The organism is Microbacterium proteolyticum, assembly GCF_029639405.1.
GTDB lineage: Bacteria > Actinomycetota > Actinomycetes > Actinomycetales > Microbacteriaceae > Microbacterium.
On record NZ_CP121274.1, the window covers coordinates 2,436,804 to 2,460,446 of the forward strand.

Genomic DNA, 23,643 nt, shown 5'->3' on the forward strand with positions numbered 1-23,643 from the left:
GGGCCGCACGCCGAGTTTCGGCGACCTCGTAACCCGCCGTCGGTCGGGCATACGGGCGTCGCCGCCCCGGTTCACGCTGATCACAGCCACAGCCCCGACTTCTAAGGTGGATCCATGACCCTCTCGGTCGCCGTCTCCGGCGCCTCCGGCTATGCGGGCGGCGAGATCCTTCGCCTGCTCGCCGATCATCCCGACATCGAGATCCGCACCGTCACGGCGCACGCGAACGCGGGCCAGGCGCTCATCTCCCACCAGCCGCACCTGCGTTCGCTCGCGCACCTCGAGCTCCAGGCCACGACTCCGGAGGTGCTCGCCGGGCACGACGTGGTCTTCCTCGCGCTGCCGCACGGTCAGTCGGCCCAGTACACCGAAGCCCTCCGCGACACCCCGCTCGTGATCGACGCGGGAGCCGATCATCGGCTCACCTCCGCCGCCGACTGGGCGGCCTTCTACGGCGGCGAACACCCCGAGCCGTGGGCGTACGGCGTTCCCGAACTCCCGATCGCCGGCGGCAAGCAGCGAGACCTTCTGCGCGGCGCCGCGCGGATCGCCGCTCCGGGGTGCAACGCCTCCACCGTCGCCCTCTCTCTGGCGCCCGGTGTCGCCGCCGGGGTCATCGATCCGGGCGACATCGTGTCCGTGCTGGCGGTCGGGCCGAGCGGCGCCGGCAAATCGGCCAAGGTGAACCTCCTCGCGAGCGAGATCCTCGGCACGGCGAACCCCTACGCGGTCGGCGGCACCCACCGGCACATTCCCGAGATCCGGCAGGCTCTGGCCGCCGCGGGCGCTCCGGCCGACGGCATCCGGGTCTCGTTCACGCCCGTGCTCGTGCCGATGGCGCGCGGCATCCTGGCGACCTCGTCCGCTCCGATCCGCTCCGGGGTCTCGGATGCCGAGATCCGAGCCGCGTGGGAGGACGCCTACGCGGGTGAGCCGTTCGTCGAGGTCCTGCCCGAGGGGACGTTCCCGCGGACGGCCGACGTGCTCGGCGCGAACGTCGCGTCGCTCGGACTCGCGATCGACCGCGCGGCGAACCGGGTCGTGGTCGTCGCCGCCGTCGACAATCTGGTCAAGGGAACCGCGGGCGCCGCGGTGCAGTCCCTCAACATCGCGCTGGGTCTTCCCGAGACCACGGCCCTTCCCCTGAACGGAGTCGCCCCGTGAGCGTGACCGTCCCCGCAGGATTCGAAGCGGCCGGCGTCGCCGTGGGGCTGAAGTCCACCGGCGCGCGTGATGTCGCCGTCGTCGTCAACCGCGGTCCGCAGAAGGTCGGGGCGGCCGTCTTCACCTCCAACCGGGCCAAGGCCAACCCGATCCTGTGGTCGGAGCAGGTCGTGAAGGACGGTGTCGTGGAGGCCGTCGTGCTCAACTCCGGCGGAGCGAACTGCTTCACCGGGTCTTTCGGTTTCCAGACCACCCACCAGACCGCCGAGCGGGCGGCCGAGCTGCTGGGCGTCGGTGCGGGCGACGTCGTGGTCTGCTCGACGGGTCTCATCGGCACCGGCGACGAGGTCTTCCGCGCCAAGGTGCTCGACGGGGTCGAGAAGGGCGTCGCGGCGCTGTCGGTCGACGGCGGCGAGGACGCGTCTCTCGCGATCATGACGACCGACTCCCGTCCCAAGCGTGCGGCGCACGTCGGAGAAGGTTGGAGCATCGGCGGGATGGCGAAGGGCGCCGGCATGCTCGCGCCCGGGCTCGCGACGATGCTCGTCGTGCTGACCACCGACGTGGTGCTGGACGCGTCCGAGGCCGATGCCGCGCTGCGTGCGGCGACGCGGGTGAGTTTCGACCGTCTCGACTCCGACGGCTGCATGTCGACCAACGACCAGGTCACCCTCCTGTCGAGCGGGGCCAGCGGCATCCGGGTGGATGCCGACGAGTTCGCCGCCGCCCTGACCGCGGTGTGCGACGATCTCGCCGCTCAGCTGCAGAGCGACGCCGAGGGTGCCAGCCACGACATCACCATCCGGGTCGTCGGCGCCGTGACCGAGGACGACGCCGTCGAGGTGGGACGCTCGATAGCCCGGAACAACCTCTTCAAGGCCGCCATCTTCGGCAACGACCCGAACTGGGGCCGCGTGCTCGCCGCCATCGGCACCACGCGGGCCGCGTTCGACCCGTACGACGTCGACGTGTGGATGAACGGGATGCGCGTGTGCTCGGCGGGCGGCCCGGACCGCCCGCGCGAGGAGGTCGACCTCACCCCCCGCGCGACCGATCTCGTCGTCGACCTCCGCGTCGGCGACGCCGCGGCCACGATCCGCACCAACGACCTCACCCACGACTACGTCCACGAGAACAGCGCCTACGCCTCATGAGCGATATCGATATCCAGGACACAGATCCGGCCGCGGCGAGCGAACGGGCGGTGACTCTCGTCGAATCGCTGCCGTGGGTGCGCAAGTACCGCGACCAGGTGGTGGTGGTGAAGTACGGCGGCAACGCCATGGTCAGCGATGAACTGCAGGACGCCTTCGCGGCCGACATCGCCTACCTCCGTTACGTCGGGGTGAAGCCGGTCGTCGTGCACGGCGGCGGTCCGCAGATCTCGTCGATGCTCGACCGGCTCGACATCCCGAGCGAGTTCCGCGGCGGTTACCGGGTGACCTCCACCGAGGCGATCGGGGTCGTGCGCATGGTCCTGACGGGTCAGATCAACCCGCAGCTGGTCGCCAAGGTCAACGCGCACGGGCCGCTCGCGACGGGCCTCAGCGGAGAGGATGCCGGACTCTTCGGCGGTCGTCGCCGCGGCGTCGTGGTGGACGGCGTCGAGCACGACCTCGGGCGGGTGGGCGACGTCGTGACCGTCGACCCGCAGCCCGTGCTCGACCATCTCGCGGCCGGGCGAGTGCCGATCGTCTCCTCGATCGCACCCGACCTCGACAATCCGGGCGCATCGCTCAACGTCAACGCGGATGCCGCAGCCGCGGCCCTCGCGGTGGCGCTGAACGCGAAGAAGCTGGTCGTGCTGACGGACGTCCCCGGCCTGTACGCCGACTGGCCGAACCGCGACTCGCTCGTCTCGCACCTGACCTCGACGGAGTTGCGCGCGATGGTGCCGACACTCGAGTCGGGGATGATCCCGAAGATGCAGGCGTGCCTCGACGCCGTCGACGGGGGAGTGCCCACGGCCGCGATCATCGACGGCCGCGTGCCGCACTCGGTGCTCGTCGAACTGTTCACCAGCAAAGGAATCGGAACGGAGGTGGTCGCGTGAACGCGGACACGACACAGGAATCCCACGGCTCGCGCGGCCCGTCCTGGCAGGAGGATGCCGGGCGCGACCTCGTGCGCAGCTTCGGCGACCGCATGGCGCTGTTCGTGCGCGGTGAGGGTGCCTACGTCTGGGACGACGGCGGCAAGAAGTACCTCGACTTCCTCGCCGGCATCGCGGTCGACGCGCTCGGCCACGCCCATCCGGCGTTCGTCGAGGCGGTGTCGACGCAGGCGGCGACCCTCGCACACGTCTCCAACTACTTCGCCACGCCCCCGCAGTTGGCGCTCGCCGCGCGGCTGAAGCGACTCGCGGGCACCGGGGAGTCCGGCCGCGTGTACTTCGCCAACTCGGGCGCCGAAGCGAACGAGGCGGCGTTCAAGCTGGCCCGGCTGCACGGGCGCGGCACCGACCGCACCCGCATCCTGACGCTCCAGGGCGGTTTCCACGGACGCACCATGGGTGCTCTCGCGCTCACCGGCAAGCCCGCCCTCCAGGCCGACTTCCTGCCGATGGTGCCCGGCGTCGAGCACATCGAGGCGACGGTCGAAGCCCTCGAGGCGGCGGTCGACGAGCGCGTCGCCGCGTTCATCGTCGAGCCCATCCAGGGCGAGGCCGGTGTGGTCGAACTCCCCGAGGGGTACCTCGAGGCGGCGCGCGAGATCACGGCCCGCCACGGCGCGTTGCTGATCGTCGACGAGATCCAGACGGGCGCGGGTCGTACCGGTGCCTGGTTCGCCTTCCAGCACGCGGGAATCGTCCCGGATGCCATCACGGTCGCCAAGGGCATCGGCGGCGGGTTCCCGATCGGCGCGCTCATTACATTCGGGGCGGCCAGCGACCTGTTCTTCCCGGGCACCCACGGCTCGACGTTCGGCGGCAATGCGCTGGGAACCGCCGTCGCCGGTGCCGTCCTGCAGGAGATCGAGTCGGCCGGTCTCGTCGACAACGCCGCGCGGCGCGAAGCACAGCTCCGTGAGGGGATCGCGGGCCTGGCGTCGCCGCTGGTCGCCGGCGTGCGCGGACGCGGGCTGCTGCTCGGCGTCGCGCTGGCCCACCCGGTCGCGAAGGCCGTCGTGGCGGCTGCGCAGGAGCACGGGCTGATCATCAACGCCGCCAATGACGAGACCATCCGTCTCGCCCCGCCGCTGATCATCGGGGATGCCGAGATCGCGGAGTTCCTCGCGCTGTTCCGCGCGTCGTTGGCCACGGTGGCCGACGCCCTCATCATCGACGAGTCCGCCGATCGGGCGGCCGAAGGAGTACCCGCGTGACCCGCCACCTGCTGCGCGACGACGACCTCACCCCTGCCGAGCAGGGCGAGATCCTCGACCTCGCCCTCGAGCTGAAGAAGGATCGCTGGGCGCAGAAGCCCCTCGCCGGCCCGCAGACCGTCGCGGTCATCTTCGACAAGTCCTCGACGCGCACCCGGGTGTCGTTCGCGGTCGGCATCGCCGACCTGGGCGGCTCTCCTCTGATCATCTCCACCGCGAACAGCCAGCTCGGCGGAAAGGAGACGCCCTCGGACACCGCACGCGTCCTGGAACGCCAGGTCGCGGCGATCGTGTGGCGCACGTACGCCCAGGCGGGGCTCGAGGAGATGGCTCGCGGCACGCGTGTCCCGGTGATCAACGCCCTCAGCGACGATTTCCACCCGTGCCAGCTGCTGGCCGATCTGCTCACGATCCGCGAGCACAAGGGCGAGCTGCGCGGGCTGACGCTGTCGTTCTTCGGCGACGGTCGGAGCAACATGGCCCACTCGTATGTCCTGGCGGGTGTGACCGCCGGCATGCACGTCCGGGTCGCGTCGCCGGCGGATTACGCCCCTCGTGCCGACGTGATCGCGGATGCCGAGCGCATCGCCGCTGCGACCGGCGGATCGATCTCGCTGACCACCGATCCCGAAGCCGCGGCATCCGGAGCGGATGTCGTGGTCACCGACACGTGGGTGTCCATGGGCAAGGAGGAGGAGAAGATCGCGCGCATCCGCGATCTCGGCGCCTTCAAGGTCACCTCCGAGCTGATGGCGCGGGCCGACGACGCGGCGATCTTCATCCACTGCCTCCCGGCCGACCGCGGGTACGAAGTGGACGCCGAGGTGATCGATGGTCCGCAGAGCGTCGTGTGGGACGAGGCCGAGAACCGACTGCACGCCCAGAAGGCGCTGCTGGTGTGGCTGCTGAGCCAGGACTGATCCCGCGGACGGGTCGGGCGTGGCGTCGTTTCGACGGACCCGCCCGACTCGTCGGCATCGATCTGGCTCGCGGGCTGGCGGTGCTCGGCATGCTCGCCGCGCACCTGCTGACGATCGACCCGCTCGTCCTCGATGATCCGGCGACCTGGCTCGACGTCGTCAACGGACGCTCCTCGATCCTGTTCGCGACGCTCGCGGGTGTCTCGATCGCTCTCGTCACCGGTGGGACTCGACCGCCCGAGGGGGCCGCTCGCTCGCGCGCGGCGGCGCGCCTGGCCCTGCGCGGGGCTCTGCTCTGGGGGATCGGCATCCTGCTGGTGATGACGGGCGTCCCGGTGTACGTGATCCTTCCCGCCTACGCGCTGCTGTTCGCCCTCTCGCTGCCGTTCCTCGGACTTCGCGCGGGGAGCCTCTTCCTGGCGGCGGCGCTCGTCGCCGCCGTGATGCCGTGGGTCTACCCGTTCCTCGACGCCGCTCCGATCTGGAGCGGGCGCGCGGGGGAGGACCTGCAGGCCCTCGTGGGGTGGGCGTACCCCTTCCCGGTCTGGATCGCCTTCCTGCTCGCGGGGATGGGCGTCGGGCGCCTGGACCTGCGGCGGCTCGGTGTGCAGGCGGCGCTCACGGTCGTGGGCGGCGCGGTGGCGGCGTGCGGGTACGGCGTCGCGATCGCGACGGCGGCGACGGTCGCCGAAGCCGGTCCGTATCTCGCCGCGGTCTGGACCGCCGAGGCGCACTCGTCGGGTCTGTGGGAGGTCGTCGGTTCGGGCGGATTCGCCGTCGCGGTGATCGGGCTGTGCCTGCTGGTCTGTCGCACTCCGCTCCGATGGGTGGCGATTCCGCTTCGCGCGGTCGGCTCCATGCCACTCACCGCGTACGTCCTCCAGATCGTCGTGTGGGCGGTGTTCGCGGCCGTGCTGCTCGGCGACACGTCCGATCTGTCCGGTGTGCGCGATGCGGGTCTGTTCCTGCCGCTCACTCTCGGAATCGTCGTCGGGTGCACCGCCTGGGCGCTGTTGTGGGGGCGGGGGCCGCTGGAAGCGGTGATCGACGGCGTCGTCCGTCGCGTCGTCGGTCCTGCTTCCCGATCGGATGCCGCGCCTCCGGCGTCCGCGGACTGAGCGGGCCGGGTGGTGTCCGATGCTCTCGCTAGGCTGGGAGGCATGAGCACCGAGACCGGCCAGGGTACGAACGAGGGCGCGCTGTGGGGCGCCCGTTTCTCCGGCGGGCCCTCTCCCGAGCTGGCGGCGCTCAGCCGCTCCACCCACTTCGACTGGGACCTCGCGCTGTACGACATCGCCGGCTCGCACGCGCACGCTGCCGCCCTCGAGGCCGCCGGGTATCTGTCCGCGGACGAGGCACGCGACATGCACGCCGGACTCGACGACCTCGCCGAGCGCGTGCGTTCGGGTGCGCTCGTGGCGGCCCCGGGCGACGAAGACGTGCACGGTGCCCTCGAGCGGGTGCTGATCGAGACGGTGGGTCCGGCCCTCGGGGGGAAGCTCCGCGCGGGTCGCAGCCGCAACGACCAGATCGCCACGCTGGTGCGTCTGTACCTGCTCGACCACGCCCGCACCATCACGCGCGAACTGCTGCGACTGATCGACGCCCTGGTGTCGCAGGCGTCCGCGCACGAGTCGGCCATCATGCCGGGCCGTACCCACCTGCAGCACGCGCAGCCGGTCCTCCTCGCGCATCATCTCCAGGCGTACGGCTGGGCGTTCGTCCGCGGGATCGAGCGCCTGCGCGACTGGTCGGTGCGCGCGTCCGTCTCGCCCTACGGCGGCGGCGCGCTCGCCGGAGCGACTCTCGGACTCGACCCTCAGCTCGTCGCCGACCGTCTGGGCCTCGCACGCCCGGCCGAGAACTCCCTCGACGGTACGGCGTCGCGCGACGTGGTCGCGGAGTTCGCCTTCATCACCGCGATGATCGGCGTCGACCTGTCCCGCCTGGCCGAAGACGTGATCCTGTGGAACACGCGCGAGTTCGGGTTCGTCACCCTCGACGACGCGTACTCGACCGGTTCGAGCATCATGCCGCAGAAGAAGAACCCCGACATCGCCGAGCTCGCGCGCGGCAAGGCGGGGCGGCTCATCGGCAACCTCTCCGGCCTCCTGGCGACTCTCAAGGGGCTCCCCCTGGCCTACAACCGCGACCTGCAGGAGGACAAGGAGCCGGTCTTCGATTCGGTGCGCACGCTCGAGCTCGTGCTGCCCGCGTTCTCGGGCATGATCTCGACCCTGCGATTCCACACCGATCGGATGGCGGAGCTCGCCCCGCAGGGCTTCTCGCTCGCGACCGACGTCGCCGAGTGGCTCGTCCGGCAGGGCGTGGCCTTCCGCGACGCCCACGAGATCTCCGGAGCACTGGTGCGCGCGTGCGAAGAGCGGGGAATGGGTCTCGAGGATGCCGACGACGCGTTGCTGGCCTCGGTTTCGCCGACGCTCACGCCCGAGGTTCGCGACGTGCTGACGATCCAGGGCTCGGTGGCCAGCCGCACGGGCGCCGGTGGCACCGCACCGGACCGTGTGTCCGAGCAGCGCACCGAACTGGTCTCCCGCGCGCAGGCGGCCGCGCATGATCTCGGGTTCTGAATAAGCAAAAAGCTTATAAATCCGTCCCCATAAGCCATAAGCTGTTCACATGATCGCCGCCGTCATCGCCGACATCGTCCGTTCGCGCGAGTTGGACGACCGCAGCCGTGCGCAGAGCGCGATCCACGCTGCCGTCGCGCGAGCGGAGGCCGACTTCCCGCTCGCACTCGCGCCGCTCACCGCCGTCGTCGGAGACGAGCTGCAGGGGGAGTACCCCACGATCGCCGCCGCGGCGGCCGCCCTCCTCCTGGTCCGCCTCAACCTTCCCGACGGGGTCGACTGCCGGTTCGGCGTCGGGATCGGCGAGGTGCGTCCCGTCGAGGTCGACGGCCGGACGATTCCGGAGGGGCCCGCGTGGTGGGCGGCGCGGACGGCGATCGAGCGGGTCGAGGCCATGCAGCAGCGGGCGGTTCCCCACGCCCGCACCTGGTTCGAGGCGCAGAAGAACACCGACGCGACGGTGCTCGAGAGCGTCGCACTCGCGAACGCGTACGGGTTGTCGCGAGATCAACTGGTGTCGTCGATGAGCGAGCGGACGCGACGTCTGACGTACGGCCGGTGTCTGGGGCGATCGCAGCGCGAGCTCGCCGCCGACGAGGGAATCACCCAGTCGGCTGTCTCGCAGGCGCTCGCCTCCGCCGGGTCGGTGGCGATCGTTGAGGGGTTCCTCGCCCTCCGGGCGGGGGTGTCGTCGTGATCGCCGCGGCCTTGCTGCTCCTCGCCGTCGGTGGCGTGGACCTTCTGCGCCGGCTGATCGCGCATCGCCGGAGGGCGATCTTCGCCGTCGCGGGCGTCCTGCTGGTGGCGCTGTCGGCCGGAGCGGATGCGGTCGTCGCCGGCATCCTCGCCGTGGCGGTCGCGGCGATCTGGACGTGGGTCGTTCCCGAGTCGGGTTCGGCGCGCGCGGGCCTGTGGCCGGTGGGACTCCTCGGGATCGCGGTCGCCGCGTGCGTGGTCGTCGCACCCGCTCGTCCCCACCCGGGACTCCTCGGCGCAGGCTGGGAGGCGTACGGGCCGCGCGCGGACGTCTCGTTGGACGCGGTGCTGCTCGTGGCGGGGTGCCTGCTGTTCCTGCTCGAGTCCGGGAATGCCGTGGTCCGCATCGCGCTGCGCGCCGAGATGGGGGAGCGCGTGCTGCCCCCGTCCGGGGAGGCGCCGACCACCCTCAAAGGCGGCCGCCTGATCGGTCCGCTCGAACGGATCCTCGTCTTCGCCCTGACCCTCGCGGGGGCGTACACGCTGCTGGCCGCCGTCCTCGCGGCGAAGGGGATCGTGCGGTTCCCCGAGATCTCCCGCGACGGCGAGGGCGGAGATCGGGCGGAGTACTTCCTCATTGGCAGCCTCGTCAGCTGGGTGACCGCGCTCGCGGCCGCCTTCGTCGTGTGGTGGGGCGTCAACGGCGCGTGACCCGCCCGCCATCCTGGCCGCGTCGTCGCCGCTGATAGCCTGAAAGGGTGTCCGTTCCCTCCGACGAGCTTTCCGTTCGCGCCCTCGAGCCCGCCAACGACCCCGCGTTCGATTCGGTGTGGGACGAGCTGGTCTGGCGAGGTCTGATCCACGTCTCGACCGATCAGGACGAGCTGCGCGAACTGCTGTCCGGACCGCCGATCGTCTTCTACTGCGGCTTCGACCCGACCGCGCCGAGTCTGCACCTCGGAAACCTCGTGCAGCTGCTCACGATGCGGCGACTCCAGCTCGCGGGGCACCGCCCCCTGGGCCTCGTGGGGGGCTCGACGGGGCTGATCGGCGACCCCCGTCCGACGGCGGAGCGGACGTTGAACACCCGGGAGACGGTCGCGGAGTGGGTCGACCGGCTGCGGACGCAGGTGGAGCGCTTCTTGAGCTTCGAGGGTGACAGCGCGGCGCGGATGGTCAACAACCTCGATTGGACCGCACCGCTCAGCGCGATCGATTTCCTCCGCGAGATCGGGAAGCACTTCCGCGTCGGGACGATGCTGAAGAAGGATGCGGTCAGTGCCCGCCTCAACTCCGAGGCCGGGATCAGCTACACGGAGTTCAGCTACCAGATCCTGCAGGGCATGGATTACCTCGAGCTCTTCCGCGCGTACGGCTGCGTCCTGCAGACCGGCGGGAGTGACCAGTGGGGCAACCTCACCAGCGGCACCGATCTGGTGCGCCGCGTCGAGGGGGAGTCGGTCCACGCGATCGGCACTCCGCTGATCACCAACAGCGACGGAACCAAGTTCGGCAAGAGCGAGGGCAACGCGATCTGGCTGGATGCCGACATGTGCAGCCCGTGGACGATGTACCAGTTCTGGTTGAACACCGACGACCGCGACGTCGTCGACCGCCTGAAGGTGTTCACCTTCCTCACGCGAGCCGAGATCGAGGAGTACGCGCGACTGGTCGACGAGGAGCCGTTCCGTCGTGCCGGGCAGAAGCGCCTCGCGCGCGAGGTCGTCACGACCGTCCACGGCCCGGATGCCGCCGACGCGGTCGTCGCGGCCACCGAGGCATTGTTCGGCCAGGGCGACCTGATGGCTTTGGATGCCGCGACCCTGCGGAGCGCCCTGGAGGAACTCCCGCACGCGTCGCTACCCGCGGGGGCGACGGTGCTCGATGGGCTCACGTCGACGGGTCTCGTGAGCAGTCTGAGTGAGGCGAGGCGGGCGATCGCACAAGGCGGTGTGTCGCTGGACGGGCAGAAGGTGACCGCGGACGACACCCCGGTGACGGGCTCGCTGCCGGGCGGCGTCTCGGTCCTGCGACGCGGCAAGAAGACGTTGGCCGGAGTGTTCGTCGGCTGATGCCTTTCACGCCGAGCCATGCCGTCGTCGCGCTCCCTTTCGTGCGCACGCGGCTGGTGCCGGCGGCGATCGCCATCGGGGCGATGACCCCCGACCTGCCGTTGTTCTTCCGCGGCATGTGGCCCGACTACTCCCTGACCCACGATTTCGCGTGGGTGCCGGTCACCACGGTGCTGGCAGTGGTGCTGCTTCTCGTCTGGCGGTGCGTTCTCCGCCCCGCCGTTCGCGAACTCTCCCCGCGAGTGGTCGCCGAGCGTCTTCCGGACCGATGGGATGCCGGCCTCCGCGACGGTCTCCGCGAAACGCTCGGCGGGGGACCGGTGGCGCTGATGTGGCTGCTCGTCTCGCTTGCGTTCGGAGTCGCGACCCACATCCTGTGGGATCTCTTCACTCACGAGGGGCGTCTGGGCGTCGCGTTGATGCCGTCGCTGGACGACCAGTGGGGCCCCCTCCCGGGAGTGAAGTGGCTGCAGTACGGATCGGGCGCGTTCGGGCTGATCGTCCTCAGCGCCTACGGACTCGTGTGGATGGCACGACGGGGGACCGTTCCGGTGCGACGGGTTCTGCCGACTGCGGTGCGTGTCCTGTGGTGGGTATCTCTGCCGGTTGCTCTCGTCGTCGGCGGAGCGATCGCGGTGTTCATGAGCGCCGCCCAGGGCGCGGTGATGTCCCCGACCGCACTGATTTACGGAGTTCTGACGCGCATCGCCGCGGCATGGGCGATCGCGTCCCTTCTGCTGGCCGTCACGGTTCAGGTCCGGCGTCGGCGCTAGATCCGCGTGTTTCCGCGGATCTCGGGCCGCGACACGCCCGGGATGAGGCGCTGATTGGACGAGTCGGCCGTATCCGCGTAACTTATTACTTGTTCGCCCCACAGGGGAGAGCGGAGCGGCCGAAAGGCCCCGCGTCCTCTCAAGCGGTGAACCACCCCGATCAGAACTTGTGAGCTTCGGCTTGAGGGTCTAAGATCGGATTCTGCCACTCGGCACTTGTCTTCCAGGACTGAATCTTCTGATTCGACTTGTGAACTATGACTTGTGTGTGGCGTATAAGGTAGTGAAGTTGCCTCGCGGGTAGGTCGAGAGATCGTTTCTGTGGGTGCGTCCGTTCCTTGAGAACTCAACAGCGTGCACTTGTCAAATGCCAATTTATTCCTCGTCGGTCCGTTTTTTGCGGATTGCGAGAAATTCCTTTGGATCAAAGTCCAACCCTTTGGGGTTGGCATCTGGATAGTCAGTTTTGACTTCCTGTTTGGTCAGATTGAACTCGCTTGTCCCAACCTTATTCCGGTTGGGTGGGCATTTTTCTTTTACGGAGAGTTTGATCCTGGCTCAGGATGAACGCTGGCGGCGTGCTTAACACATGCAAGTCGAACGGTGAAGCCAAGCTTGCTTGGTGGATCAGTGGCGAACGGGTGAGTAACACGTGAGCAACCTGCCCTGGACTCTGGGATAAGCGCTGGAAACGGCGTCTAATACTGGATATGAGCTCTCATCGCATGGTGGGGGTTGGAAAGATTTTTCGGTCTGGGATGGGCTCGCGGCCTATCAGCTTGTTGGTGAGGTAATGGCTCACCAAGGCGTCGACGGGTAGCCGGCCTGAGAGGGTGACCGGCCACACTGGGACTGAGACACGGCCCAGACTCCTACGGGAGGCAGCAGTGGGGAATATTGCACAATGGGCGGAAGCCTGATGCAGCAACGCCGCGTGAGGGATGACGGCCTTCGGGTTGTAAACCTCTTTTAGCAGGGAAGAAGCGAGAGTGACGGTACCTGCAGAAAAAGCGCCGGCTAACTACGTGCCAGCAGCCGCGGTAATACGTAGGGCGCAAGCGTTATCCGGAATTATTGGGCGTAAAGAGCTCGTAGGCGGTTTGTCGCGTCTGCTGTGAAATCCCGAGGCTCAACCTCGGGCCTGCAGTGGGTACGGGCAGACTAGAGTGCGGTAGGGGAGATTGGAATTCCTGGTGTAGCGGTGGAATGCGCAGATATCAGGAGGAACACCGATGGCGAAGGCAGATCTCTGGGCCGTAACTGACGCTGAGGAGCGAAAGGGTGGGGAGCAAACAGGCTTAGATACCCTGGTAGTCCACCCCGTAAACGTTGGGAACTAGTTGTGGGGACCATTCCACGGTTTCCGTGACGCAGCTAACGCATTAAGTTCCCCGCCTGGGGAGTACGGCCGCAAGGCTAAAACTCAAAGGAATTGACGGGGACCCGCACAAGCGGCGGAGCATGCGGATTAATTCGATGCAACGCGAAGAACCTTACCAAGGCTTGACATACACCAGAACACCGTAGAAATACGGGACTCTTTGGACACTGGTGAACAGGTGGTGCATGGTTGTCGTCAGCTCGTGTCGTGAGATGTTGGGTTAAGTCCCGCAACGAGCGCAACCCTCGTTCTATGTTGCCAGCACGTAATGGTGGGAACTCATGGGATACTGCCGGGGTCAACTCGGAGGAAGGTGGGGATGACGTCAAATCATCATGCCCCTTATGTCTTGGGCTTCACGCATGCTACAATGGCCGGTACAAAGGGCTGCAATACCGTGAGGTGGAGCGAATCCCAAAAAGCCGGTCCCAGTTCGGATTGAGGTCTGCAACTCGACCTCATGAAGTCGGAGTCGCTAGTAATCGCAGATCAGCAACGCTGCGGTGAATACGTTCCCGGGTCTTGTACACACCGCCCGTCAAGTCATGAAAGTCGGTAACACCTGAAGCCGGTGGCCCAACCCTTGTGGAGGGAGCCGTCGAAGGTGGGATCGGTAATTAGGACTAAGTCGTAACAAGGTAGCCGTACCGGAAGGTGCGGCTGGATCACCTCCTTTCTAAGGAGCATCTGGCACCGTCGGGTTTTCCTGGTGGTGTCCAGGCGCCGGATCGAGACCGAATGTGTCTTGCCGGTTAGCTCATGGGTGGAACATTTGACGAGGTGTCGGGGACGATGGTTCCGGGTCTAGTACGCAGCTTGCTGCAGGAACGGTTCGGGGTTGGAGTGTCTGGCACATGCACGCTGTTGGGTCCTGAGGGGCCGGGCGCTGATCGGGTTTTCGGATCTGGTTGGTGGCTGTTCCTCTAGGGCCTTTTCTGGTGTCACGGTTGTGGCATGCGGGAAGGGTACCGCCCGTACTTTGAGAACTACACAGTGGACGCGAGCATCTTCCATGCAACTCTTCGGGGTTGTGTGGTGTAGATGATCTTAAAGATCATTAGTCAATTTTTTGACGATTCAACTCATGTGATTTCAAGTCTTTAAGAGCAAACGGTGGATGCCTTGGCATCTGGAGCCGAAGAAGGACGTAGCAATCTGCGATAAGCCTCGGGGAACTGATAAGCGAGTTTTGATCCGAGGGTGTCCGAATGGGGAAACCCCGCCAGGGCGCGTGCGTACCTGGTGACTCCCGCCTGAATATATAGGGCGGGTAGAGGGAACGTGGGGAAGTGAAACATCTCAGTACCCACAGGAAGAGAAAGCAACAGCGATTCCGTGAGTAGTGGCGAGCGAAACCGGAAGAGGCTAAACCTAGCGTGTGTGATAGCCGGCAGGCGTTGCATGTTGGGGGTTGTGGGACTTTTCTGATTGTTCTGCCGAGCAGTCGACGTGACAAGAGGGTATAGACGAACGGTTTTGAATGGCCGGTCATAGAGGGTGCGAACCCCGTAGTCGAAATGCCTGTTCTTGGCGTGAAGAGTATCCCAAGTAGCACGGGGCCCGAGAAATCCCGTGTGAATCTGTCAGGACCACCTGATAAGCCTAAATACTCCCAGATGACCGATAGCGGACAAGTACCGTGAGGGAAAGGTGAAAAGTACCCCGGGAGGGGAGTGAAATAGTACCTGAAACCGTTTGCTTACAAACCGTTGGAGCCTCCTTAGTAGGGGTGACAGCGTGCCTTTTGAAGAATGAGCCTGCGAGTTAGCGATACGTGGCGAGGTTAACCCGTGTGGGGTAGCCGTAGCGAAAGCGAGTCTGAATAGGGCGATTCAGTCGCGTGTCCTAGACCCGAAGCGAAGTGATCTATCCATGGCCAGGTTGAAGCGACGGTAAGACGTCGTGGAGGACCGAACCCACTTAGGTTGAAAACTGAGGGGATGAGCTGTGGATAGGGGTGAAAGGCCAATCAAACTTCGTGATAGCTGGTTCTCTCCGAAATGCATTTAGGTGCAGCGTTGCGTGTTTCTTGCCGGAGGTAGAGCTACTGGATGGCCGATGGGCCCTACAAGGTTACTGACGTCAGCCAAACTCCGAATGCCGGTAAGTGAGAGCGCAGCAGTGAGACTGTGGGGGATAAGCTTCATAGTCGAGAGGGAAACAACCCAGACCACCATCTAAGGTCCCTAAGCGCGTGCTAAGTGGGAAAGGATGTGGAGTTGCTTAGACAACCAGGAGGTTGGCTTAGAAGCAGCCACCCTTGAAAGAGTGCGTAATAGCTCACTGGTCAAGTGATTCCGCGCCGACAATGTAACGGGGCTCAAGCACGCCACCGAAGTTGTGGCATTGACATTTTTGGTAGGCCTTCGTGGTCCAGCCGTGTTGATGGGTAGGAGAGCGTCGTGTCGCGAGTGAAGCGGCGGGGTGACCCAGCCGTGGACGCGACACGAGTGAGAATGCAGGCATGAGTAGCGAAAGACGTGTGAGAAACACGTCCTCCGAAAGACCAAGGGTTCCAGGGTCAAGCTAATCTTCCCTGGGTAAGTCGGGACCTAAGGCGAGGCCGACAGGCGTAGTCGATGGACAACGGGTTGATATTCCCGTACCGGCGAAGAACCGCCCAAGCTAATCCAGTGGTGCTAAGAGTCCTAGCATGGAATTTTCCGGATCCCTTCGGGGTGATGGTTGTCTGTGTGAACGCTCGACCCCATGCTGGTGCGGCTAGCGTATTAACAGGTGTGACGCAGGAAGGTAGCCCAAGCCAGGCGATGGTAGTCCTGGTGCAAGTGCGTAGGCCGAGTGATAGGCAAATCCGTCACTCATTAAGGCTGAGACACGATGCGGATAAAAAGTGGGTGATCCTATGCTGCCGAGAAAAGCATCGACGCGAGGTTCTAGCCGCCCGTACCCCAAACCGACTCAGGTGGTCAGGTAGAGAATACCAAGGAGATCGAGAGAATCGTGGTTAAGGAACTCGGCAAAATGCCCCCGTAACTTCGGGAGAAGGGGGGCCATCCACTTATTAGGACTTGCTCCGAAAGGGTGTGGTGGCCGCAGAGACTAGTGGGTAGCGACTGTTTACTAAAAACACAGGTCCGTGCTAAGTCGCAAGACGATGTATACGGACTGACGCCTGCCCGGTGCTGGAAGGTTAAGAGGACCGGTTAGCCGCAAGGCGAAGCTGAGAATTTAAGCCCCAGTAAACGGCGGTGGTAACTATAACCATCCTAAGGTAGCGAAATTCCTTGTCGGGTAAGTTCCGACCTGCACGAATGGCGTAACGACTTCCCAACTGTCTCAACCGCGAACTCGGCGAAATTGCATTACGAGTAAAGATGCTCGTTACGCGCAGCAGGACGGAAAGACCCCGTGACCTTTACTACAGCTTGGTATTGGTGTTCGGTGTGGCTTGTGTAGGATAGGTGGGAGACTGTGAAGCGGACACGCCAGTGTTCGTGGAGTCATTGTTGAAATACCACTCTGGTCACTCTGGATATCTAACTTAGGACCGTGATCCGGTTCAGGGACAGTGCCTGGTGGGTAGTTTAACTGGGGCGGTTGCCTCCCAAAATGTAACGGAGGCGCCCAAAGGTTCCCTCAACCTGGTTGGCAATCAGGTGGCGAGTGTAAGTGCACAAGGGAGCTTGACTGTGAGACTGACAGGTCGAGCAGGGACGAAAGTCGGGACTAGTGATCCGGCAGTGGCTTGTGGAAGCGCTGTCGCTCAACGGATAAAAGGTACCTCGGGGATAACAGGCTGATCTTGCCCAAGAGTCCATATCGACGGCATGGTTTGGCACCTCGATGTCGGCTCGTCGCATCCTGGGGCTGGAGTAGGTCCCAAGGGTTGGGCTGTTCGCCCATTAAAGCGGTACGCGAGCTGGGTTTAGAACGTCGTGAGACAGTTCGGTCCCTATCCGCTGCGCGCGTAGGAAGTTTGAGAGGATCTGACCCTAGTACGAGAGGACCGGGTTGGACGAACCTCTGGTGTGTCAGTTGTTCCGCCAGGAGCACCGCTGATTAGCTACGTTCGGGATGGATAACCGCTGAAAGCATCTAAGCGGGAAGCCGGCCTCAAGATGAGACTTCCATACCATTTATGGTGAGAGGCTCCCAGCCAGACTACTGGGTTGATAGGCCGGATGTGGAAGCGTAGTAATACGTGAAGCTGACCGGTACTAATAAGCCGATGACTTGATAACACACCGTTTTTGGTGCTTGCGTCCACTGAGTGGTTCTCGATGTACGGTCGGGAACACGACAATGACATGATCGTTGTTGGTTTTTGAAACATCAATAGTGTTTCGGCGGCCATAGCGAGAGGGAAACGCCCGGTTACATTCCGAACCCGGAAGCTAAGCCTCTCAGCGCCGATGGTACTGCAGGGGGGACCCTGTGGGAGAGTAGGACACCGCCGGACTTCTTCTAAGACGAAATGGCCACCCAACGCTGGGTGGCCATTTCGCATATACGGACACTTTTCCGGGGGAAGGATCGTCATGTCGAACGACGACGCGAACGAGCGCAACGTCAACGGAGGTCGCTCCGACGACCGATCCCGACCGCGATCATCTTCGGGTGGCGGCGCCGATCGGGGCCGTTCAGCTAGTGATTCCTCCGCCCGCCCCGCCCGTGGAGCGGGCGACCGCAGCGCGCGTCCACGCCGAGACGGTGATGATCGCGCACCGCGTCGCGCGGGTGACCAGCCGTATCGTCCGCGCCGCGACGCTGATGCCGGAGCACGTCCGTCGAGTGGCGATGGCCGCCCGCGTCGTGACGGGCAGGGGCGCACGTCGAACGCCGGCGGTGCTGACCGACCGCGTCGCGACGGCGATTCTCGCCCCTACCGTCGCGAGGGCGGCTCCGCTGATCGGCCGCGTCGCGATGGCGACGCCCGTCCGTATCGTCCGCGTTCGGAGGGTGGGGATCCTCGTCCGTATCGTCCGCGTTCGGAGGGTGGGGATTCTCGTCCGTATCGTCCGCGTTCGGAGGGTGGGGATTCTCGTCCGTATCGTCCGCGTTCGGAGGGTGGGGATTCTCGTCCGTATCGTCCGCGTTCGGAGGGTGGGGACGCGCGTCCGTACCGCCCGCGCGGGGAGGCGGGAGATCGCCGGCCGTCCGGTGACCGTCGGCCCGGCGCCGGAGCGCCGCGGCGTTTCGACCGCACGGAAGGCCGCGCCACGCGTCCGCCGCAGGATCAGCGGGAGCGTGGGCCGGAGATCCCCGAGGACGTCACCGCCCGCGACCTGCCCGGCGCGGCGCGCAACGAGCTCAAGACACTGAGCAAGGACAACGCGGAGAACGTCGCTCGTCACCTCGTGATGGCATCCCGTCTCATCGACGACGACCCGGCCCTGGCGCATCAGCACGCGTTGGCCGCATCGCGGAGCGCGGGACGCATCGCGATCGTGCGCGAGACGGTCGCGATCACGGCCTACGCCATCGGCGACTTCGCGCTCGCGCTGCGCGAGCTCCGCACCCACCGCCGGATCTCCGGATCGGACGAGCAGCTTCCGCTCATCGTCGACAGCGAGCGTGGTGTCGGGCGTCCGGACCGCGCCCTCGAAGAGGGGCGTGCCGTCGACCGGTCGACGCTGCCGACGGCCGTGCGTGCGCAGCTCGCCATCGCGATGTCGGGCGCGCGTCTGGATCTCGGAGAGCCGGAGCGTGCCCTCCAGGAACTCGACATCCCCGAGGCCGATCCCGATCGCGCGTTCGAATGGAGCCCCGCCCTCTTCGCGGCGCGTGCCGCGGTCCTCGAAGAACTGGGGCGCGACGACGAGGCTGCCGAGTGGTTCCGCCGTGCGGAGATCGCAGCCGAGGCGCTCGACGCGGCCGCGGGCGTCGCGGACCGCGAGGTCATCGTCGTCGAAGAGATCGATCTCGTCGATGACGAGGGCAGAGTGGACGTCGCGTCCGGGGTGATCCCCGTGCAGGATGACGACGAGGACGAAGGCGAAGAACGATGATCTTCGGGCGAAGCAAGGCGGAACGCACACCGCTCGACGGTGTCGATGTCGTGCTCGCCGACCTGGACGGCGTGGTCTACGCCGGCCCCGGCTCCTTGCCCCACGCCGTCGACAGTCTCAACCGCGCCGCAGACGAAGGCCGTCGGCTCGGCTACATCACGAACAACGCCTCGCGCACGGACGCCTCGGTCGCGGAGCACCTCACTTCGCTGGGGTTGCACGTCGCACCCGAGGACGTCGTGACGAGCCCGCAAGCGGCGATGCGTCTGCTCGCGGAACTCGTCCCCGCCGGGTCGACCCTGCTCGTGGTCGGGGGAGAGGGTCTCGTCGTCGAGGTCGAGAAGGCGGGGTTCGTCGTCACCCGAAGCGCGGACGACTCACCCGCGGCCGTCGTCCAGGGCTTCGCCCCGGAGGTCGGCTGGAAGCAGCTCGCCGAGGCGGCGTACGCCCTCGCGACGCCCCTCGAGGACGGCGGCATCCCCTGGATCGCCACGAACACCGACTGGACGATCCCGCAGGCGCGCGGCATCGCGCCGGGCAACGGCACCCTGGTCTCGGCCGTGCACACGGCCGTCGGCCGACTGGCGACGGTGGCAGGCAAGCCGGAGCGACCGATCTTCGACGTCGCCGTCGCGAGGACCGGCGCCACGTCGCCGCTGTTCATCGGTGACCGTCTCGACACCGACGTGCAGGGCGCGCGCGGAGCGGAGATGGCGTCCGTGCACGTGCTCACCGGAATCGACCGGCCGAAGCAGCTCCTCGCCGCGGCGCCGAACCAGCGCCCCGACTACATCGTCGAGGACCTGCGGCAGCTGTTCGAACCGTACCCCGCCACGATCGTGAAGGGCGAGCGCACCCGCGTCGGCGACGCGATCATCGAGGTCGACGGCGTCGACCTGCGCATCGTGTCCGAAGGAAGCAGGCAGATCGACCTCCTGCGAGCGGGAGCGGCCGCGATCTGGAACTCCGGTCGCGCGATCTTCGGTTTCCGGGTCCCGGAGCAGTTGTACGCAGACCCGTTCCGCGTGCGGTGACGCCGATACGATGGCATCCATGTCGGATGACCGTGAGACCGATGCCGACGCCGAACTGATCGGCCGCCTCCGCATCATCGAGGAACAGCCGCTGGAGGCGCGCGCCGACGCGTACGCGGCGCTGCACGACGAACTCGCTCGTCGGCTCGAGTCGGGCGTCACCCCGTCGGCCGACGGATGACCGGGCGCCTGGATGCCGAGCTCGCCGCCCGCGGCCTGGCGCGCTCGCGCACGCACGCCGCACAGCTGATCGCGGACGGTCTGGTGACCGTCGACGGGCGTGGCGTGGTCAAATCCTCGGTGCGCGTCGAGGACGATTCACTCATCGAGGTGGCCGTCGCCGACCACTACGTCAGTCGCGGCGCGCACAAGCTGTTGGCCGCCCTCGACGCGTTCGAGCTGGACCCGTCCGGACGTGTCGCCCTCGACCTCGGCGCGTCCACGGGTGGCTTCACGCAGGTCCTGCGGGAGCGGGGCGCCCGCCCGGTGCTGGCCGTCGACGTCGGGCACGGGCAGTTGGCCTCCGCCGTGGCCGGCGACCCCGGGGTCGTGTCGGTCGAGGGGTACAACGTCCGGTTCATGACAGCCGCGACCCTCGCCGCCGCGACCGGGGTCGAGGAGCGTCCGTCGATCGTGTCGGGCGACCTCTCGTTCATCTCCCTGCACCACGTGCTGCCGGCTGTCGCGGAGACGTCGGCGCCGGGCGCCGACATCGTCCTGCTGATCAAGCCGCAGTTCGAAGTCGGACGCACGGCGGTGAAGGGCGGACTCGTGACCGATCCCGCCCTGCGCGCCGACGCCGTGCACGGCGTGCTGTGGGCGGCGTGGGACGCGGGCCTGAGGACGGCGGGACTCATCTCGTCGCCGATCGTCGGGACCCACGGCAACCACGAGTACATGGCGTGGTTCTCGGACGCCCGCGGCACCGACCCCTCAGAATGGGAGAGCACCGTGACCCGACTGACCGGAAGCCGATGACCCCCAGCGAACGCCGTATCCTCCTCGTCGTCCACGCGCGCCGCGACGACACCGTCGAGGCCGCGCAGCGCGTCCTGAACGCCGTGCGCGCGGCCGGGGCGATACCCGTGGTGTCCGCCGAGGACCGCCCGGAGCTCGCGCAACGCCTGCCCCTCGACGGGGTCGAGACCCTGGGCGTCGACGTCGGAGTGGAAGACCTCGAGCTCGCGATCGTCCTCGGGGGTGACGGCACGATCCTGCGCGCCGCCGAGACGGTGCGCGGGGGCACGGCGCCGATCCTGGGCATCAACATGGGGCACGTCGGGTTCCTCGCCGAGATCGAGCGCGACGACATGGACGACGCCGTACGTCGCGTGATCGCCCGTGACTACCGCGTCGAGGAGCGCCTGGCTCTCGCGGTCAAGGTGCTCGATGCCGACGATCGCGTCATCTTCGAGACCTGGGCGCTGAACGAGGCGACGGTCGAGAAGGCGAGCCGCGAGCGCATGCTCGAGGTGGTCATGGAGGTCGACGGGCGGCCGCTGTCGTCGTTCGGATGCGACGGCATCGTCGTGGCGACCCCCACCGGGTCGACCGCATACAACTTCTCCGCCGGCGGGCCCGTCATCTGGCCCACCGTCGAGGCCATCGCCGTGGTGCCGCTGTCGGCCCACGCGCTCTTCGCCCGTCCTCTCGTGGTGAGCCCCGACGCCACCGTCGCCGTGGAGGTGCTCGAACGCACGAGCGGGAGCGGCATCCTGTGGTGCGACGGACGGCGCTCGCACGAACTGCCGCCCGGAGCCCGTGTCGTGGCGCGCCGGTCGTCGCGGCCCGTGCGCCTCGCGCGTCTGCACCCCGCGGCCTTCACCGACCGGCTGGTGCGGAAGTTCCGGCTGCCGGTGACCGGGTGGCGCGGCGCGCTGGGAGGGACGCCGTGATCGAGGAGATGCGGCTGCGCGACCTCGGCGTGATCGCCGACGCGACCCTGCCGATCGGACGCGGGTTCACCGCCATCACCGGCGAGACCGGCGCCGGCAAGACCATGGTCGTCACCGGTCTCGGGCTGCTGCTCGGCCAGCGTGCCGATTCGGGCGCCGTGCGATCGGGCGCGGCGCAGGCCGCGGTCGAGGGCGTGTGGCTCGTCCCCGAAGACGGTCCGGTGGCCGCGCGCGTGCGCGAAGCCGGGGGAGACGTCGAACCGCTCGGCGACGGCGCCGCCGAGCTGTACCTCGGACGCACGGTCTCGAGCGAAGGCCGTGGGCGCGCGACCGTGGGGGGCCGTACCGCTCCCGCGGGCGTGCTCGCCGACCTCGCGGACGACCTCGTGGTGGTCCATGGCCAATCCGATCAGCTGCGGTTGCGCTCGGCATCCGCTCAGCGTGACGCGCTCGACCGCTTCGGCGGAGATCCGGTCACCGCGGCGCGTGCCGCCTACCGGAGTGCGTGGGACACCTGGCGCGAGCTGGATGCCGAACTGGCGACCCTGACGGCGGACCGGGACGGCCGCGCCCGCGAGGCGGAGGAACTGCGCGCGGCGATCACCGAGATCGAGGCGGCTGCGCCGATCGCCGGCGAGGAGGAGGATCTCGCCCGTCGCGCGGAGCGCCTCGCGAACGCCGAGGAGCTGCGGATCGCCGCGGTGAGCGCCCATGCGGTGCTCTCCAGCGACGACGACGGCCCCGACGTGGTCGTGCTGCTGGCGGAGGCGCGCCGCGCCCTGGAACGCGTGGCCTCGAGCGACGCGGAACTCGCGTCCATCGGAGAGCAGATCGCCGACCTCGGTTACCGTGCCACCGACATCGCGGTCGCGCTCTCGGGCTACCTCGCGGACCTGGACGAATCCGGCCCGCACGAACTCGCCGCGGTCGACGAGCGGCGCGGAGTCCTGGCGGCGCTGGCTCGCGCACACGGTTCGGTGGATGCCGCCATCGCCCTGCTGGAGACCGGATCGGCCCGGCTGCTCGAGCTCGACGACGACGGCGATCGCGTCGAACGGCTCGGCGTGCAGCGCGATGCGGCGGCCGCCGAACTGGATGCCGCCGCCGACGCCCTCACCGCGGCGCGACTCGAGGCGGCCGCGCGGCTCGGCGCCGCCGTCACGGAGGAACTGCACGCCCTCGCGTTGCCCGACGCGAAGCTCACCGTCGAGGTCACACCATCGTCGACGCCGGGGGCGCACGGGCGCGACGACGTCGCGATCCTGCTCGCACCCCACCCCGGCGCCGACCCGCGACCGGTCTCGCGCGGGGCGTCCGGTGGTGAGTTGAGCCGGGTGATGCTCGCGATCGAGGTCGTCATCGCCGGCGTCGATCCGGTGCCGACGTTCGTCTTCGACGAGGTGGATGCCGGAATCGGTGGCGCCGCGGCGATCGAGGTCGGACGGCGACTCGCCCGGCTGGCGGAGTCGTCGCAAGTCATCGCGGTGACCCACCTCGCCCAGGTCGCGGCCTTCGCCGGCAACCATCTCACCGTGGTCAAGGGCAACGACGGCGCGGTCACGGCATCCAGTGTCCGTCGTCTGGAAGGCGCCGAACGCGAGGCCGAGATGGCCCGTCTGCTCTCGGGACTCAGCGACTCCGACGCCGCGCTGACCCACGCGCGCGAGCTGCTGGAGACGGGCCGCGGCGCGCACTGAACCCGCCCGGGCGACACGGGATCGTCACGTCCGGGTGACACGCGTGTCGGCGGTGGATGCCAGACTTCCCCCAACGCGCGGAGCGTTCCGCGCGACCACCCTCCGAGACGACTGATAGGATCGAAGC

17 protein-coding genes and 3 rRNA genes are annotated in these 23,643 nt (G+C 67.2%); all 20 read left to right on the plus strand.

The annotated features are described in order from the left end of the window. Window positions 1-114 precede the first annotated feature (114 nt). The 20 genes from argC (at window position 115) to recN (ending at window position 23,516) form a co-directional block, all read left to right on the plus strand. On the plus strand, window positions 115-1,164 hold the full coding sequence (gene argC / locus P8R59_RS12250) for an N-acetyl-gamma-glutamyl-phosphate reductase (RefSeq protein WP_278101291.1): 1,050 nt from the start codon (window positions 115-117) through the stop codon (window positions 1,162-1,164). Further along, window positions 1,161-2,318, plus strand: coding sequence for a bifunctional glutamate N-acetyltransferase/amino-acid acetyltransferase ArgJ (gene argJ, locus P8R59_RS12255; RefSeq protein WP_278101292.1), 1,158 nt, complete (start codon window positions 1,161-1,163; stop codon window positions 2,316-2,318). The genes argC and argJ overlap by 4 nt, the downstream gene beginning before the upstream one ends. Further along, a complete protein-coding gene (gene argB / locus P8R59_RS12260; protein ID WP_077050143.1) occupies window positions 2,315-3,217 on the plus strand; it encodes an acetylglutamate kinase in 903 nt (300 codons plus the stop codon). Before argJ ends, argB begins: the two co-directional genes overlap by 4 nt. Beyond that, window positions 3,214-4,488 (plus strand): acetylornithine transaminase, encoded by a 1,275-nt coding sequence (locus tag P8R59_RS12265; protein WP_278101293.1) that lies wholly within the window; start codon window positions 3,214-3,216, stop codon window positions 4,486-4,488. Before argB ends, P8R59_RS12265 begins: the two co-directional genes overlap by 4 nt. Then, a complete protein-coding gene (gene argF / locus P8R59_RS12270; RefSeq protein ID WP_278101294.1) occupies window positions 4,485-5,408 on the plus strand; it encodes an ornithine carbamoyltransferase in 924 nt (307 codons plus the stop codon). Before P8R59_RS12265 ends, argF begins: the two co-directional genes overlap by 4 nt. Further along, window positions 5,387-6,526, plus strand: a complete 1,140-nt coding sequence (locus P8R59_RS12275; protein WP_278101295.1) for a heparan-alpha-glucosaminide N-acetyltransferase domain-containing protein — start codon at window positions 5,387-5,389, stop codon at window positions 6,524-6,526. Before argF ends, P8R59_RS12275 begins: the two co-directional genes overlap by 22 nt. A 42-nt stretch (window positions 6,527-6,568) precedes the next feature. Next, window positions 6,569-7,999, plus strand: a complete 1,431-nt coding sequence (argH, locus tag P8R59_RS12280; protein ID WP_278101296.1) for an argininosuccinate lyase — start codon at window positions 6,569-6,571, stop codon at window positions 7,997-7,999. A gap of 49 nt (window positions 8,000-8,048) precedes the next feature. Continuing rightward, complete coding sequence (locus P8R59_RS12285) at window positions 8,049-8,696, plus strand: SatD family protein (RefSeq protein WP_278101297.1); 648 nt, start codon at window positions 8,049-8,051, stop codon at window positions 8,694-8,696. Beyond that, window positions 8,693-9,406 (plus strand): hypothetical protein, encoded by a 714-nt coding sequence (locus tag P8R59_RS12290; protein WP_278101298.1) that lies wholly within the window; start codon window positions 8,693-8,695, stop codon window positions 9,404-9,406. The genes P8R59_RS12285 and P8R59_RS12290 overlap by 4 nt, the downstream gene beginning before the upstream one ends. A gap of 47 nt (window positions 9,407-9,453) precedes the next feature. Further along, window positions 9,454-10,767: a tyrosine--tRNA ligase gene (gene tyrS, locus P8R59_RS12295; protein WP_278101299.1), complete on the plus strand. Its 1,314-nt coding sequence runs from the start codon at window positions 9,454-9,456 to the stop codon at window positions 10,765-10,767. Continuing rightward, complete coding sequence (locus P8R59_RS12300; RefSeq protein WP_278101300.1) at window positions 10,767-11,540, plus strand: DUF4184 family protein; 774 nt, start codon at window positions 10,767-10,769, stop codon at window positions 11,538-11,540. Before tyrS ends, P8R59_RS12300 begins: the two co-directional genes overlap by 1 nt. A gap of 535 nt (window positions 11,541-12,075) precedes the next feature. Next, window positions 12,076-13,597, plus strand: a 16S ribosomal RNA gene (locus P8R59_RS12305). A gap of 414 nt (window positions 13,598-14,011) precedes the next feature. Next, window positions 14,012-17,123: ribosomal RNA gene (locus P8R59_RS12310) — 23S ribosomal RNA — on the plus strand. Between the two features lie 101 nt (window positions 17,124-17,224). Then, window positions 17,225-17,341, plus strand: a 5S ribosomal RNA gene (rrf, locus tag P8R59_RS12315). The 16S, 23S and 5S rRNA genes sit together here, the layout of an rRNA operon. Window positions 17,342-18,242: 901 nt before the next feature. Beyond that, window positions 18,243-18,890, plus strand: coding sequence for a hypothetical protein (locus tag P8R59_RS12320; RefSeq protein ID WP_278101301.1), 648 nt, complete (start codon window positions 18,243-18,245; stop codon window positions 18,888-18,890). Further along, window positions 18,887-19,924: an HAD-IIA family hydrolase gene (locus P8R59_RS12325; protein ID WP_278101302.1), complete on the plus strand. Its 1,038-nt coding sequence runs from the start codon at window positions 18,887-18,889 to the stop codon at window positions 19,922-19,924. Before P8R59_RS12320 ends, P8R59_RS12325 begins: the two co-directional genes overlap by 4 nt. Window positions 19,925-19,943: 19 nt before the next feature. Further along, window positions 19,944-20,105 (plus strand): hypothetical protein, encoded by a 162-nt coding sequence (locus tag P8R59_RS12330; protein WP_278101303.1) that lies wholly within the window; start codon window positions 19,944-19,946, stop codon window positions 20,103-20,105. Further along, complete coding sequence (locus P8R59_RS12335) at window positions 20,102-20,902, plus strand: TlyA family RNA methyltransferase (protein ID WP_278101304.1); 801 nt, start codon at window positions 20,102-20,104, stop codon at window positions 20,900-20,902. The genes P8R59_RS12330 and P8R59_RS12335 overlap by 4 nt, the downstream gene beginning before the upstream one ends. Further along, window positions 20,899-21,819 carry an NAD kinase gene (locus P8R59_RS12340; protein WP_278101305.1) on the plus strand — a complete coding sequence of 307 codons (921 nt, stop codon included), beginning with the start codon at window positions 20,899-20,901 and terminating at the stop codon, window positions 21,817-21,819. The genes P8R59_RS12335 and P8R59_RS12340 overlap by 4 nt, the downstream gene beginning before the upstream one ends. Then, on the plus strand, window positions 21,816-23,516 hold the full coding sequence (recN, locus tag P8R59_RS12345) for a DNA repair protein RecN (protein WP_278101306.1): 1,701 nt from the start codon (window positions 21,816-21,818) through the stop codon (window positions 23,514-23,516). The genes P8R59_RS12340 and recN overlap by 4 nt, the downstream gene beginning before the upstream one ends. Window positions 23,517-23,643 lie beyond the last annotated feature (127 nt).

Coding starts and splice junctions, on each gene's coding strand:
- P8R59_RS12325 (WP_278101302.1), top strand. CDS start 18,887: ATGATCTTCGGGCGAAGCAAGGCGGAACGCACACCGCTCGACGGTGTC.
- P8R59_RS12335 (WP_278101304.1), top strand. CDS start 20,102: ATGACCGGGCGCCTGGATGCCGAGCTCGCCGCCCGCGGCCTGGCGCGC.
- argC (WP_278101291.1), top strand. CDS start 115: ATGACCCTCTCGGTCGCCGTCTCCGGCGCCTCCGGCTATGCGGGCGGC.
- argH (WP_278101296.1), top strand. CDS start 6,569: ATGAGCACCGAGACCGGCCAGGGTACGAACGAGGGCGCGCTGTGGGGC.
- P8R59_RS12285 (WP_278101297.1), top strand. CDS start 8,049: ATGATCGCCGCCGTCATCGCCGACATCGTCCGTTCGCGCGAGTTGGAC.
- P8R59_RS12300 (WP_278101300.1), top strand. CDS start 10,767: ATGCCTTTCACGCCGAGCCATGCCGTCGTCGCGCTCCCTTTCGTGCGC.
- P8R59_RS12320 (WP_278101301.1), top strand. CDS start 18,243: ATGGCATCCCGTCTCATCGACGACGACCCGGCCCTGGCGCATCAGCAC.
- P8R59_RS12340 (WP_278101305.1), top strand. CDS start 20,899: ATGACCCCCAGCGAACGCCGTATCCTCCTCGTCGTCCACGCGCGCCGC.
- argB (WP_077050143.1), top strand. CDS start 2,315: ATGAGCGATATCGATATCCAGGACACAGATCCGGCCGCGGCGAGCGAA.
- P8R59_RS12330 (WP_278101303.1), top strand. CDS start 19,944: ATGTCGGATGACCGTGAGACCGATGCCGACGCCGAACTGATCGGCCGC.